Annotated in this window: 12 protein-coding genes; 7 read left to right on the forward strand and 5 right to left on the reverse strand. The window is 63.5% G+C overall.

Annotated features, from left to right (window positions below; genetic code table 11):
• Positions 1–22 precede the first annotated feature (22 nt).
• The 7 genes from AC1Z3V_RS04295 to AC1Z3V_RS04325 all read left to right on the forward strand — a co-directional run bounded on the left by AC1Z3V_RS04295 (position 23) and on the right by AC1Z3V_RS04325 (position 8,296).
• Complete coding sequence (locus tag AC1Z3V_RS04295) at positions 23–1,510, forward strand: ABC transporter substrate-binding protein (RefSeq protein ID WP_483499550.1); 1,488 nt, start codon at positions 23–25, stop codon at positions 1,508–1,510.
• Positions 1,511–1,572: 62 nt separating this feature from the next.
• On the forward strand, positions 1,573–2,496 hold the full coding sequence (locus AC1Z3V_RS04300) for an ABC transporter permease (protein ID WP_173519662.1): 924 nt from the start codon (positions 1,573–1,575) through the stop codon (positions 2,494–2,496).
• Positions 2,497–2,500: 4 nt separating this feature from the next.
• Positions 2,501–3,355 carry an ABC transporter permease gene (locus tag AC1Z3V_RS04305; RefSeq protein WP_429813913.1) on the forward strand — a complete coding sequence of 285 codons (855 nt, stop codon included), beginning with the start codon at positions 2,501–2,503 and terminating at the stop codon, positions 3,353–3,355.
• Complete coding sequence (locus tag AC1Z3V_RS04310; RefSeq protein ID WP_483497415.1) at positions 3,352–5,091, forward strand: M14 family metallopeptidase; 1,740 nt, start codon at positions 3,352–3,354, stop codon at positions 5,089–5,091. Before AC1Z3V_RS04305 ends, AC1Z3V_RS04310 begins: the two co-directional genes overlap by 4 nt.
• Positions 5,092–5,452: 361 nt before the next feature.
• Positions 5,453–6,127, forward strand: coding sequence for a response regulator transcription factor (locus tag AC1Z3V_RS04315; protein ID WP_483497417.1), 675 nt, complete (start codon positions 5,453–5,455; stop codon positions 6,125–6,127).
• A complete protein-coding gene (locus AC1Z3V_RS04320) occupies positions 6,124–7,461 on the forward strand; it encodes a sensor histidine kinase (protein WP_483497418.1) in 1,338 nt (445 codons plus the stop codon). Before AC1Z3V_RS04315 ends, AC1Z3V_RS04320 begins: the two co-directional genes overlap by 4 nt.
• Before the next feature lie 208 nt (positions 7,462–7,669).
• Complete coding sequence (locus AC1Z3V_RS04325; RefSeq protein WP_429813924.1) at positions 7,670–8,296, forward strand: outer membrane protein; 627 nt, start codon at positions 7,670–7,672, stop codon at positions 8,294–8,296.
• A 110-nt stretch (positions 8,297–8,406) separates the two neighbouring features.
• Here the strand turns inward: AC1Z3V_RS04325 and AC1Z3V_RS04330 are convergent, their stop codons facing one another.
• The 5 genes from AC1Z3V_RS04330 to AC1Z3V_RS04350 form a co-directional block, all read right to left on the reverse strand.
• Positions 8,407–9,936: an FGGY-family carbohydrate kinase gene (locus AC1Z3V_RS04330; protein WP_483497420.1), complete on the reverse strand. Its 1,530-nt coding sequence runs from the start codon at positions 9,934–9,936 to the stop codon at positions 8,407–8,409.
• Between the two features lie 124 nt (positions 9,937–10,060).
• On the reverse strand, positions 10,061–10,903 hold the full coding sequence (locus AC1Z3V_RS04335; protein WP_483497422.1) for a class I fructose-bisphosphate aldolase: 843 nt from the start codon (positions 10,901–10,903) through the stop codon (positions 10,061–10,063).
• Entirely contained in the window at positions 10,876–12,624 is a 1,749-nt protein-coding gene (locus AC1Z3V_RS04340) for a glycerol-3-phosphate dehydrogenase/oxidase (protein WP_483497424.1), read from the reverse strand. Before AC1Z3V_RS04340 ends, AC1Z3V_RS04335 begins: the two co-directional genes overlap by 28 nt.
• A 12-nt stretch (positions 12,625–12,636) precedes the next feature.
• Complete coding sequence (locus tag AC1Z3V_RS04345) at positions 12,637–13,632, reverse strand: aldo/keto reductase (RefSeq protein ID WP_483497426.1); 996 nt, start codon at positions 13,630–13,632, stop codon at positions 12,637–12,639.
• On the reverse strand, positions 13,629–14,639 hold the full coding sequence (locus AC1Z3V_RS04350) for a sugar-binding transcriptional regulator (RefSeq protein ID WP_483497428.1): 1,011 nt from the start codon (positions 14,637–14,639) through the stop codon (positions 13,629–13,631). The genes AC1Z3V_RS04345 and AC1Z3V_RS04350 overlap by 4 nt, the downstream gene beginning before the upstream one ends.

Genomic DNA, 14,639 nt, shown 5'->3' on the forward strand with positions numbered 1-14,639 from the left:
GGCCGCTTTCATCGCGCTCGCGATGACCGGCAGTTTCATGACCGCAGCCCCAGCCTCTGCCGCCGGCACGCTGACGGTATCGTCGCCGCAGGATCCGGGAAGCTGGGACCCGGTCGACACCTTCCTCGTCAACTGGGCATCCGTTGCCACCAACATCTACGATGGCCTCACCTATCGCGGTCCGGATCTCAAGCTCGTGCCCGGCCTTGCCACGTCGTGGGAAGAGCTCGACGGCGGCAAGCGCCTGCGCTTCAAGCTGCGCGAGGGCGTCAAGTTCCACAATGGTGAGCCCTTCAACGCCGAAGCGGTGAAATTCACCTTTGACCGCCTGCTCGGCGAGGAAGGCTCGAAGGGCCCGCAGAAGTCCAACTATGCCGTGATCGAGAAGGTCGAGATCGTCGACGAGAAGACCGTGGATCTTGTTCTCAAGACTCCAGACCCGGTGCTGCTCACCAAGCTTGCCGGCTATGGCGCGATGATCGTGCCGCCGAACTACATAAAGGAAAAGGGCGAGGACTATTTCAACGCCCATCCGGTCGGTACCGGCCCGTTCAAGTTCGTCTCCTATGAGCCGAAGGTCGGGATCAAGCTCGAAGCCTTTGCCGACCATTGGGGCGGCGCGCCGAAGCTCTCGAACCTCAACTACCGCTTCATCTCGGAGCCGGCGACCGCCGTCGCTGAACTGCAGGCCGGCCGCGTCGATCTCGTCATCCCACCGACCATTCCGATCGGTATGATCCCGACCATCCAGGACGACAGCAACCTCGAAATCGTCACCGGCCCGGGACCGACGGTCTACGCGCTGCGCTTCAACACGCGCGACGGCATCACCAAGGATCCGAAGGTCCGAAAGGCGCTGATCCTCGGCGTCGACCGCGACACGATCATCCAGTCGATCCTCGGCGGCCAGGCGGACCCGATCGCCAGCTTCCAGGGTAAGCTCTCCTTCGGCTTCGACCCGGCGATGAAGCCGCTGCCTTATGATCCGGAACAGGCCAAGGCGCTGCTGAAGGAAGCCGGCGTAGCACCCGGTGCCTCGGTGCAGATCGACGTTCGCGGTAACGACGCGACCTTCAACGAAGTGGTGCAGGCAATCGCGAGCTACCTGCAGCTCATCGGCATCAACGCGACGATCAAGCCTTACGAAACCAACGTTCTCCTGAACGACATCATCCCGGCCGGCAAGACCGGCGCGATGTTCCAGCAGTCCTGGGGCGGCTGGACGCTCGACTATGACAACACCGCCTATTCGATGTACCACTCCGGCGAAAAGTGGAACCCCTACGACAAGGACGCGGATCTCGACAAGCTGCTCGAATCCCAGCGTTCGATCACCGATCGTGCCAAGCGCGAGGAGATCCTCAAGCAGATTGCCAATTACGCCGCCGACCGCGCGCTCGAAATGCCGCTCTATAACCTCAACGCCATCTTCGGCGTGAGCAAGCGGGTCAAGAACTTCGCGCCAGTACCGGACAGCCGCCTGCGGCTGACGGACGTGACGGTCGAGTAAACAATCCGGTCCGCCGCTTTACCCCGTGAGGCGGCGGACCACTTTTAAAAAGGGCGGGTCACTTGGCCGGATTTCTGATCAAACGTTTTCTGCAGGCGGTCTTCGTCGTGTTCGTCGTGACGCTGACCGTCTCCTATGCCATTCGGTTCACCGGTGACCCCGCACTGATGCTGGCGCAGGGCGCCGGCAGCGTCACCGAGGAAGACCTCGTGCGCATCCGCGAAGGGCTCGGCCTCAACCAGCCGTTCCTGGCGCAGTATTTTGATTTCATCAAAGGCCTGTTCACGCTCGATTTCGGCCGCTCCTTCCTCGGCGGCACGCCCGTTTCGCAACTGATCGCCTCGGCCTTGCCAGCGACCATGCTGCTTGCCTTCGCCTCGCTGATCGTCTCGATCGCCATCTCCATTCCGCTCGGCATCCGTGCCGCCGTCGCCCGCGGCAAATGGGCCGACCAGACGATCCGTATCCTGTCGCTGATCGGGCTTTCCTTCCCGAACTTCTGGCTGGCGATCATGCTGGTGCTGCTCTTCTCGATCGTGCTCAAATGGCTGCCGCCGAGCGGCATGGACGGCTTTGCAAGCTTCATCATGCCGGCGCTGACCATGGGCATCATCCTGACGGCGACGAACGTGCGACTGGTGCGCACCGCCATGCTGGAAACGCTGCAGTCGCAATACATCATGGTCGCCCGCGCCAAAGGCCTCAGTGAGAGCAAGGTGCTCTACAAACATGCCTTGCGTAACTGCGCGATCCCGCTGATCACCTATTTCGGCCTCCAATTCGGCGGCCTGCTTGGCGGCATCGTCGTCGTTGAGCTCGTCTTCAACTGGCCGGGCATGGGCACGCTCGCCTTCGACGCGGTCGCTTCGCGCGACTACCCCGTGCTTCAAGCCGTCATTACCGTGCTTTCGCTGATGATCGTGTTCGTCAACCTCTTGGTCGACATCGCCTACGGCCTCGTCGATCCACGCATCCGGACGGAGTGAGCCGATGACCACCAAGGCCGCCAGCGCCCGTTTCGCCCGTTTCCGCAACCTCGAATTCATCCTCGGCGCTTTCCTGACCGGCAGCATCTGCCTCGCCGTCATCTTCTCCGGCGTGCTTTTTCCGGGAGGTGTCGACAAGATCGACCTGATGGCGCGCCTCACCCCGCCCTTCGTCAACTGGGCGCATCCGCTCGGCACCGACCCGCTGGGGCGTGACGTGCTCGCCCGCGTGGTCGCCGGCGGTAAGATCTCGCTGCTCGTCGGTCTGACCTCGGTTGCCGGCGCCGTCGTCGTCGGCGTGATCATGGGGCTCGTCTCCGGCTACTATCGTGGCTTCTGGGACATGCTCGTCATGCGTTTCGCCGACGTGCAGCTCGCGCTGCCGTTCATCCTGCTTGCGATCACCTTCATCGCCATCGTCGGCGGCGGGCTTACCAATACCATCATCCTCCTGATCGTATCGCAGTGGGTGCAATATGCCCGGCTCGTTCGCGGATCGGTGCTGTCGCTGCGTGAGCGCGAGTTCATCCAGTCGGCTCGTGCCATCGGCGTGCGCGACTACAAGATTCTCTTCCAGCATCTGCTGCCCAATCTGATCGGGCCGGTCATCGTGTTGATGACGCTCAACGTCGCCAACAACATCCTGCTCGAAAGCAGCCTTACATTCCTCGGCCTCGGCGTCGACCCGCTGATCCCGAGTTGGGGCGGCATGCTTGCCGACGGCCGCACCTATCTGCAGAACGCCTGGTGGGTCAGCGTCTTCCCGGGCCTTGCGATCCTGCTCACCGTTCTCGGCCTCAATCTTCTCGGCGACTGGCTGCGCGACAGTCTCGACCCAACCGGCAGAACTTCACGATGACGACGATTTTCGAAGGCGCTTTCGAGCGCACGCTCGACACCCTTCTTACCACCTACGGCAAGGAAGCCGCCCGCGGCACCAAGCTCGAAGCCTGGCTTTTCGACGATGCCGCCAGCCGCAAGGCAGCCGAACAGAAGCTCGCGAGCTTCGGTGTCAAGGCAAAGCTCCGCAGCGCCTACAAACCACTGTTGCATTTCTTCCTCGAGGAAGTCGATCGCACGACGCTCGCCCGTGTCATCGTCAGCTATCCCCAGCATGAAGGCGCGCCGCAGAACCGCTTCCTGCTGGAAGCTTATCCGCTCGCGGCACTCGTTGGCGACGCGGAGATCCGCTTCGAGGCCGGCAGCAAGGCCGCCTTTACCTATGATGTCGCGCTGACCTTCCGCGATGGGCGTCAGGAAAACCATACCGTCTTTGCGCCCAACCGCATTCACTCCGATTTCGTCGGCGAAACGTTATTGTCGCCGACAGGTTGGGTCCGTCTCGATGAGGGCTGCGACAAATGCCGCGAATGCCCTCTCGAGACCGACTATGAGCGTCTCTTTTCCGGCACCATGCGGGCGATCGCCGATCATGCCTGGGGCGAAAGCGAGCCCTATTTCGAAGAGCTCAACATCCGCGTGACCCTGCCAATCACCGACTTCCGCCTGCCCGTCGGCGAAGAGGTGGTGAGCCTTCGCGAGGCCCTGCACGAGGATTTCTACTTCTCGCTGCTCGAAGTCTTCCAAAAGAAGTCCGGCCGGCCGCTCGGCGACCGCGGGCTGAAACCTGGGCAGATCATTCCGGAGATCGTCTTCGGTGTCGGCAGGCCCACCGTCATCGTCAAAGCAAGGCCCCTGCAGGTAGGTGATGCCGAGGGCGAAGCCCAGCCGATCGAAACCGCTGAAATGCCGCTCACGGTCGCCCAGATCCATGCCGAGTTGGCCGCGATCGCCGGGCAGCCGTTCGAAGCGCAATCGCGTGCCGGCCGGTCCGTCAAGGCCCGCTATCACAAGGGAAGTGATGCTGCTGTGATGATCAGCGGCGGTCAGCATCCAAACGAGACGACCGGCATCGTCGGCGCACTTCGCGCCGCTCAAGTGCTCGCCGCCCGACCGGGCACGCATTTCACCATCTCGCCGCTCGAAAACCCCGACGGTTACGCCGTGCACCAGCGGCTGCGCGCGGACAACCCGCTGCACATGCACCATGCCGCCCGCTATACGGCGCTCGGCGACGACCTCGAATATCGCACCGGCACCGCGCTCAACGAGCGCGAAATCCGTAAAGAGGCCGAGCGCCTGACCGGTGCGCAGCTCCACGTCAATCTGCACGGCTATCCGTCGCATGAGTGGACCCGGCCGCTGTCGGGTTACGTGCCCCGCGGCTTTGCCATGTGGACCCTGCCCAAGGGCTTCTTCCTGATCATGCGGCACCATGGCGAATGGGCGGCACGTGCCGAGCAGTTGATCGCGGAAGTCACCGTGAGGCTCGCCGCCGTCCCGGGCCTGCTCGCCTATAACGACGCCCAGATCGCGCTTTACGAGACCCATGCCGGCGAAACCGGCTTCCGCATCATCAATGGCTTCCCCTGCATGATCTCTGTCGACGAGCGCCATACGGCGCCGCTGACGCTGATCACCGAATATCCGGATGAAACCATCTACGGCGATGCCTTCATCGCCGGCCACGACGCCCAGAAGGAAACGGTTCTCGCGGCCTACGAGGCGTTCCAGCGGATAATGGCCGTCGCCTAAACCCCACGGAGCGACGGTATCCAATGCCGCCGCGCCACAGCGGCCCTTGAATTGTCGCTGCCAGCGGCAAGCCGCCGCTGGCGACCTTAGCGATCCGACACGACCGCGACCGGATACGGTAAAGCCGGGCGTGGCTGCATTGCCGTGCCCTTGCGTGTCCCGCTACTGCATGTCTCCTTAAATCGACTTCGATCTAAGGACAAAGACATGCAGCAATTCAAAGAGCTACAGCGACCTTTGCGCGTCTGTAAGACGCGCGGCGCTGTAGAACCGGCACACGCTGCGCACGCATGCGCCGCAACGTTGCTGCAATCCTCGTCGACCAGACGTGAGGCGACATCAATCGTGTTCGGAGAATTCAATGCGCCTGCTCCTTGTCGAGGACGAGCTGGAAATGGCGACGGCGCTCGGCGCCGCGCTCGGTCGCTACGACATGATCCTGGATCATGCGCCAACGCTCGACCATGCATTGACTGCCCTGACCAGTCGGGTGCATGACGGCATCATTCTTGATCGGCAATTGCCCGACGGCGACGGGCTCTCGCTCATCCCACGCGTCCGAGCGCTGAAATCCGGAATTCCCGTGATCGTTCTGACCGCGCGCGGCGCGGTCGATGAACGTGTCCGTGGCCTCGACATGGGCGCCGACGATTATCTCGCCAAGCCCTTTGCCGTCGAAGAACTGTTGGCGCGCATTCGCGCCCTGATGCGGCGTTCGCCGGATATCGCCCCCATGACGGCGCGCATCGGCAAACTCGTCTTCGATTTCGAGGGCAGGCAGGCGCAGGTGAACGGCCAGTTGCTCGACCTGCCGCGCCGAGAACTGCTGGTGCTGGAAACGCTGGCGCGGCGGCAAGGCCGCACCGTGCAGCGCTCGACGTTGGAGGAGTCCGTCTACGGCTACGATGACGAGATCCAATCCAACTCACTCGACGCGCATGTCTCGCGGCTGCGGCGGAAGCTTGCTGATTCCGCTGCCGGCGTGGAGATCCACAGCATCCGCGGCGTCGGCTATTTGCTGAGACCCTCGCCATGAGCACGTCATCCGTCAACTCGTTGAAGAAGCGCCTGATCTGGCAGATCCTCACCTTTCAGGTGCTCTTGTTGATGGCGGTCATCGCCGGCTTCATGGCGTTGTTGACCCGTGCCGATCTTGGCGGAAAATTCCTCGATGCCGATGCAGCTTCGGTCGCAGCCGGGGCCATCCGATCGGAACCGGGCGGCGGACTGACGCTGGTCGAGACGGCGCAGTTGCTCGCCATGCGGGCCGAGTCCCCCGATTTCTGGTTCATCGCGAGAAACGAACGCGGCGACATAATCCGCAGCGGGCCCGTGCCCGACGCTTACCGCAACATCGGCGAGCACCTGGATCGGATCGCCTTTGGCGACATACGAGACGGCATCGAACCCTACACCCTCTCATCGATCGTGCGCTCGGTCAGCACCGAAAGCGGCACGTACACGGTGCTTGCGGGCGGCGGTCGCCTGTGGAGCGCGTCCTTCGCCGTGTTCTTGCTGGCAAATCTGCTGCTGCTGCCGATCGTGTTGATCGTCGTGCTGATCCCGGCCTTCGCCATCCCGATCATCGTCAGGCGCGCCTTTGCCGGTCTCTCCGATATGGTCGATCAGGCCAGGAAGATCGATGTCGATCGCCGTGGCGCCCGCCTGTCGGATCACCGCGTTCCGGCCGAGGTGCGACCGCTGGTCGAGGCTTTCAACGGCGCCCTGCAGCGGCTCGATGAGGGATACGAGCGGCGACAGCGTTTCATCCTGGATGCGGCGCATGAACTCCGGACCCCGGTGGCGATCCTGCAGACGCGGCTGGAAAGCATGGATGCCGGGCCGCTCAGGAACCGGCTGCTGATCGATTCCAATCGCATCGCCGGGCTTGCCGAACAGCTCCTCGATCTCGAACGGATCGATCGCGATGACGCGGACTTCATCTCGCTTGACCTGGTATCGCTCTGCCGAGACGTGGCCGCGGATCTCGCTCCGCTGGCGCTTTCGGCCGGTTGCGACCTTTCCTTCGCTCCTGGCATCGACCAGGCCCTCGTGCGCGGCGACGCCGGCGCCATCGGGCGCGCCGTCACCAACCTCGTGCGCAATGCCATCGAACATGCCGGCGGGCTCATCACCATTCGCGTCGAACGCGGCGGCGTGATCGAAGTCACCGACGAGGGCCCCGGCATTCCCGAACGCGAGCGCGAACGAATCTTCGAGCCGTTCCATCGCCTGCAGCCGCGCGATCACGGCGCTGGTCTCGGCCTGCATCTGGTGAGGGAGATCATTGGCCGCCACAAGGGCCATATCTCCGTCGTCGACGAGCCCTCCGGCGGCGCCTGCTTCCGCATCAATCTGCCTGCCGTGTAAACCAGGGTCGGCACGGGGAACGTAGTTAACATATAATTAATAGTAAAATCAGCAGCTTAGTAGATTTGCGCAATGTTGGCGCAATCCGTGGAGCCGACAAAAGATGCGCATCTTCCAAGCTTCGCGACCGCGCTACCCGGCACGAGACGCGAAACGGAAGACCGAAGGCGTCGCGAAGGGCGCCCCATCCAATCCACGGAGCAATATCATGCGGCATTCCAGCAAGTTTTCGATCTGGTCCAGTCTGACCCTGTTAACCGTCCTCGGTGTCCAGCAGGCCCAGGCGGCCGACTTCACCGCGAACGATTATCAAGATCCGCCAGCCTTTAGTTGGAGCGGTGCCTATCTCGGTGCGCATGGCGGCCTCGGCTTCACCGGCAGCCCTAACCCCTTCGCCGATCGCAACGGCGTCGCGCTCGGTGTCCAGGCCGGTTACAACATGCAGGCCGGTCCCGGCATCGTCGGCGCCGAAATCGAGGGCTCCTATCTCGGCGACACCGAGCACAAGGTCAATGGCGGCAAGCTCAAGGAAAAATGGCGCGGTGCGATCAAGGCGAAGGCCGGTCTCACCTTCGACCAGACACTCGTCTACGGTACCGCCGGCTATGCGATGACCAATTACAAGAAAGGCGGCGACGTTCGCAACGATGTGGGCTTCAAGGGCGGCTATCTGCTCGGCGCCGGCATCGAACAAGCGTTTGCCGGCGGTCTTTCGGCCAAGATCGAATACAACTACATCACCACGCCGGATGTCCGCACCAGCACCATTTCGGGCTCCAGCGAAAAGGACCTCAACAGCCACGTCATCAAGGCCGGCATCAACATGCGGTTCTGACGAGGCGGTGGGTGCGCGGCGGTGCCCCCGCTAAGCCGACGCTCCCTCCCGAAAGCGGATCTGCCTCCTGCAGGCCCGGCAAACGGCAGAGCGCCACCCCGAAAGCCGGATCACTCCGCAGCTTCCCTCACCAATGGCGCGGGTGTGGCCAGCCGGCGCCAAATCGGCGCCATGGCGGCGGCGATCTCACCGTAGAGCGTGAAACGCCGGTCATAGTGTGCACTGAGCGCAGTATCCGGTCGGTAGTGGCGCTCGGTTTGGACCATTGCGGCAGCACCGGCGGAGATGTCTGCGAAGAGGCCGATCCCGGCACCAGCCGCGATTGCGGCACCCAACGCGCCGGTCTCTCGCGAGCGGGCAACCGTGACCGGCACACCAAGCACGTCGGCAAAGATCTGCGGCCAGATGAGACTACGCGATCCGCCGCCCGAGAGCACCGCCTCGTCGAAGAGCGCGCCGGCGGCACGCAGTGTCGCGATATGCTGTCGGTGGCCGAAGGCGACGCCTTCGAGCACGGCACGGACGAGATGGCCCTTCGTGTGCCAACCGGCGATACCGTAGAAGCCGGCACGCGCATTGCCATCCTGCTGTGCGCCATAGAGAAATGGATGGTAGAGCGGATCGTTTGCCGCCGGCTCGACCTCCGCCGCCAGCTGGCAGCAGAGGTCGAAGGGCGATCGGCCGTCGCTGGCATCGTGCGGAAAGAATTCGCGCACCAGCCATTCGAGATTGGCAGCCGATGTCGCGCTTGCCTCGATCGCCATATAGCGCTTGCGATCGAAGGTCGCCGACATGAAAAGCGGGCTCGATAGATCGGGCTGATCGATGATCACCTGGTTGATGCTCCAGGTGCCCGCGATGATGGAGGCCGCGCCAGTGCGGGTAACGCCGGAGCCGATCGCCGAGGCGACGACGTCGAAGAGACCGCCGACAACCGGCGTACCCTTGACGAGCCCGGTTTGCGCCGCGGCATCCTCGCTCACCCTGCCGACGATGTCGGCGCTCTCGGCGAGATCGGGCAGCAGGCCCAGGCATTCGCCGAGCCCGTATGCCTTCATCAGCGCGGCATCGTAGCGCCGGGCGGCAACGTCGATCAGGCCCGCACCACTCATATCGGAGACTTCGCTGACGCGGGCTCCGGTCAAACGATTTACGACGAAATCCTTGCAGAGAAACACCGTACCGATCCTCGCAAAGAGTTCCGGCCGATGGCGCTTCAGCCAGGCAAGCAGCGTCGGCGTCTGTGATGGCCAGGGCCTCTGCCCGGCAACCGGGTAGGTGCGTTCACCGACGCCTTCAGCCTGCCATTCCTCGACGAGGCCGGCGGCGCGGGTGTCGAGCGACTGGATGCCTAGTAACGGTTCGCCGTCGCGATCGAGGGCATAGAGGCCATTGCCATGGCCGGCGCAGCCGATGGCCACGATCTCGCTCGCCGGGATACCGGCGCGCTCGATACAGGCGCGGATCACCACCTTTGCATGATTCCAGAGCTCGCCGAGCCCTCGCTCCACGTGACCGGGTTTCGGCACATGACTATGCCCTTCCTCCGCCGCCATCGCGATCTCGTTGCCGCGACGATCGAAGATCACAGCCTTGATCACAGTGTTCCCGGCGTCGATCCCGAGCAGATATTCTCCCATCGCCGAACCCCTCCCAAGGTTCTGAACTCATTTGCATGCAGCGCCGCCGCCGTATTCACAGCAGCAGCGCTTCCTCCGTCAACGGAAGACTCGCGCTTCCAGAGCAATGTCCCATCGCGAAGCCTCAACCGCGCTGGTAGAGCGCGTAGGCCTCCTCGCCGCTTGCGTCCTCATGCACAATCGCCATCAGGCCGCGCACGACGGCGCTCGGATTGGCGTGCTGGTAGATGTTTCGGCCATAGACCATGCCCATTGCGCCCTGGCGCATCAAGGCCGAAGACTTGACGAAGACGCTGCGCAAATCCTCCTTGCCGCCGCCGCGCACCAGAACCGGGCAGCGCGCTGCCTCAACGACCCGGTGGAAATCTTCGGCATTGGTGGTCGGGTCCGCCTTGACGATATCCGCGCCCATTTCGCGCGCGAGCCGGGTCAGCGTCACGATCTTCTCGGCATCGCCATCGACCATGTAACCGCCATGTTCGGTGACCGGCTGCATCACCAGCGGCTCGATCATCAGCGGCATCCCGTATTTCTCGCAATCGGCCCTGACCCGCGAGATGTTGACGACACATTGCCGGAAGAGTTCCGGCTCATCCGGCAGCATGAAGAGATTGACGACGACGCAGGCCGCGTCCATCGCCAGCGCGCCGATCAGCGGCTCCGCCTCGTTCTGCAACACCGCCCACATGTGCCGGTGGCGGATGCGGTTGTAGGGATTGCCCATGTCGAGACGCATGACGAGCGCCGGCTTGTCCTTGCCGGGCACATCCTGCAGCAGGTCCGCCTGGCCGTAATTCATCTGGATCGCGTCCGGCGCGGCGGCGACCAGCGCCTTCACCACGGCGGACATATTCTCGAGGCCGTTGAGGAAGGACGGTTCGTTGCAGACGCCATGATCGATCGCCACATCGAGACAACGCCCCCCGCCAAAGAGACGGTTCATCCGGACCTTGCGGTTGTTTCGCATAATGCACTCCTTTGTTCATTCCGTGCGGAAAGGGTTTCCTCGCCGACGCCATGGCGCTCGGTGAGAATGGTAAGAAATCGCTTACGCTCCGCGGCAACCAGCACCGGCGGCCAGTGTTTTTCGGTCGCGAGCAAGGCGAGAACGGCGTCGGTCATATCAAGCGAGAGCTCACCTGATATCGCCAGCGTTGTGCGGCGCAGCAGCAGGTCGTCGAGATGCTCGACCTCCTCGTTGCGGATCAGGAACTGCATCTCGCGTGTCGAATAGCCAGGATGCGGCAGGGCGTGATCGGCACCGCCGGCGATGAAATCGGCGACCAGCGTCGAGTCCGTTCCGTAACGCTTAAACAGGACGTCGATCCGCGCCTCGCAAAGGCCGGTCGCCAAGGCGACATCGTGGATCCATGCGTCTCGATCTGACGGGAAGTGCCGGCCGCCGCCGATCGCGCGCTCGCCGGTCGACACGCGGCGCTGGCGTCCCAGTCGCTCCAGCGCGAGGTCGGCCGCCAACTCGCCGAAGGAGCGGAACGTCGTCCACTTGCCGCCGATCATGCAGAGCACCGGCGCGCCGTCTTCGGCTCCACCCACGAACGTACAGAAATGGTCACGCGGGATGCGGCCGGTGAAACTGTCCTGGCTCGCCGGTAGCGGGCGCACGCCGGAGAACTGGAAGACCACCTCTTCCGGATGGATCCGGATCGATGGAAGCACAAAGGCGAGCGATTGCAGGATGTAGTCGCGCTCGTCGCGCTCGCAGCGCACCGTCGATGGATCATCGACACGGATGTCCGTCGAGCCCACCAGCACCTTGCCGAGGTACGGGAAAAGGATGCAGATGCGCCCATCCTCGTTCTCGTAGTAGATCATGTGGCCATCGAGCGCATGCATGAGCTTTGGGTTGTCGATGATGAGGTGCGATCCCTTGGTGCCGCCCATCAACGGTGCCGGCTTTGACGTCGCGGGAAACAGAGCGCCGTTGGCGATATCGATCCAGCCGCCGGTGGCATTGATGATGAGGCTGGGCTCGATCGGAGCAACGGCGCCGGTAATGCCGTCCTCCAGTTCGTATTGCCCGGGAGCTGAGAGTCGCAGCTGCGCATAATTGATCGCACGAGCATGAGAACCGGCGGCGAGACCGTCCTTCAAGAGCTCGATGCCGAGACGTTCCGGCTGGCTGACCCAGGCGTCGTAATAGGTGGCGGAGCTCTTGATCTGGGGATTGAGCGCCGGCCAACGAGCGAGCGTCGCGCGCCGCCCGCGAAAGGCATGCCGCGGCATGAGCGCCCGCCTGCGCGTCAGGAAATCATAGATGCCGAGGCCAACTTTGACTGCGATCGCGCCGCGACGGCTCGGGCGGCGCGTCAGCCCGAGGAACCGCACGGCGCTATTCGCAAGTCCTGAAAAGATATCGAAGATTGGCACCGTCGTCGGTAACGGCGCCACATAGTGAGGCGCATTTTTGAGCAACCGGTCACGCTCGACGAGTGATTCCCGCACCAGGCTGAATTCGCCGTTTTCGAGATAGCGAAGCCCGCCATGCACCATGCGCGACAAAGCCGCGCTTGCGCCCGAGCAGTAGTCGTGCTTCTCGATGAGCAGCACGTTCACCCCTTGCAACGCCAGCTCGCGAAAGACGCTGAGGCCGTTGATGCCGCCGCCGAGGACACACACGTCCACCTTCGGGCTCTTGGCGAGCCCGTTGAAAATCTCTTCACGGTTCATGATGGCAGTCCGTTAGCTGTCCATGTTTACGAGCGTCGCCGCTATGGCCGCGTCGATCCCTGCAAGGTCGTCAGGATCGAACCGGATCGTTCCGGCCCGGGCGTTGTCGAGCGCCTGCGCCGGATTGCGCGCGCCGCAAAGCGCGAAGGTCACGCCCTGCTGCGCAAGCGTCCAGGCGATGACGAGCTGGGCGACCGTCGCGCCATGCTTCTCGGCGATCGGACGGATCGACCTGGCAAAGGCCGCCACCTTCTCACGATTGCCGACCGAGAAGCGTGGATTGTCCCGCCGCTGGTCGTCGCCCGAGAAGACACGCTCCGGCCCGATGCCGCCGGAGAGAAGCCCGAGCGCCAGCGAGGAATAGCTAAGCGTCGCGACATCGCTGCGCCTGGTCAGCGGCAGCAGCTCCGTCTCGATCTGGCGATCGATCATGCTGAAGCGCTCCTGGATCGCATCGAGCCCGCCGACGGCGATGTATTGCTCCAATTCGCCGCGGCCGACATTGCTGGCGCCGATCGCCTTGATTTTGCCGGCCTGGCGCAGCTCGTCGAGCGCACTCATGGTTTCCTCGATCGGCGTCGTCGGGTCCTGCCAATGGGTGATGTAGAGGTCGATATAGTCGGTGCCGAGCCGTTTCAGGCTCTGTTCCACCTCATGGAGGATTGCGTCGCGGCCGAGATAGCGATGCACCGGCCTGCCGTCCTGGTCGAAGAAGTGCCGACCCTTGTCCGTGTGCCAGACGAGCCCGCATTTGGTGGCGATCACCGCCTTGTCACGGCGGCCGGCCAATGCCTTGCCGACAATCTCTTCCGAGCGCCCGAGACCATAAGCCGGCGCAGTGTCGATCAGCGTCACGCCGGCATCGATCGAGGCCTGGATCGCGGCGATCGATTCCCGTTCGTCGGTGCCGCCCCACATCCAACCACCGATCGCCCAGGTGCCGAGCCCGACGGCCGAAGCCTTCACGCCCGATCGGCCGATCTCGCGCATCAATTGGTCCCCGCTCATGCCAGAAGTCCCTTTTCGTCTGCCATGGCGAGTACGCGCTCGCCGGTCGCCTCGTCCGTCACCAGCGTGTCGAGGTGGTGCCCTCGCATGACGCTCAAGATCGGCCCCGCCTTGTTCGGTCCGCTCGCCACGCCGATCTTCGTCGGGATCGAAGCAAACTCCTCGAGCGTCAGCGACACCAGCGACCGGTTGAGGCTGTAATCGCAGACCTGGCCCTTATCGTTGAGCAGGTGAGCGAGCAGTTCACAGCTTGCGCCTGAACGTTCGATTGCCGCCCGGTCGGTGCTGGATGACGGATGGAGGTCGTAGTAGCTCGAATCGTCGGAGAGGATCGAACCGATGCCGACGACCGCGACCTTCGCTTCGCGCGCTCGTTTAAAGACGTCCGCCACTGAGCGCATGTTGATCAGCATCGCCCGTTCTGCCGCACTGTCGGCAAAGAGCGGCGCATGGATCTGGTAGGATCGCCCACCGAGCCGGTCGGCCATCAGCGTCGAGACGTGGTTCACGTCGGTATAGTGCTTGCCCTGGACACAGCCGGTCGCGGGGATGACCTCGACATCGAAGCGGCGGGGCGCATGCAACCCGGCGACGACGGCGCTGACGCCCTTGCCGCCGGTGATGCAGATGGTATCGCCGTCGCCGATCTCTTCGAGCAGCAACCGCGCCGCGGCTTCGCCCACCGCCTGGAGCGCGGTCTGCGGGTTGTCGGAAACGGTCGGCACGACGATCGCCCGACGGATGCCGCCGATCGCCAGCAATTGCTCCTCCATGTCGACCAGCGGCTCGATCGGCGACTTGATCTTGATTTCGACCAGGCCGAGCTGCCGGCCGCGCTTGATCAACCGATTGACGGTAGGCTGGGAGATGCCGAGCCGGTCGGCAATCTGCGACTGGGTCAGCCCCTCCAGGAAATGCAGGACGAGCGCCTGGTGCATCTGCCTTGCGACGACAAGTTCCTCGCGCGCGTTTGAAACCGGGGTCAAAGTGGGTTTGGCAATCGGCAT

The organism is Ensifer sp. 38_S197 (assembly GCF_056924495.1).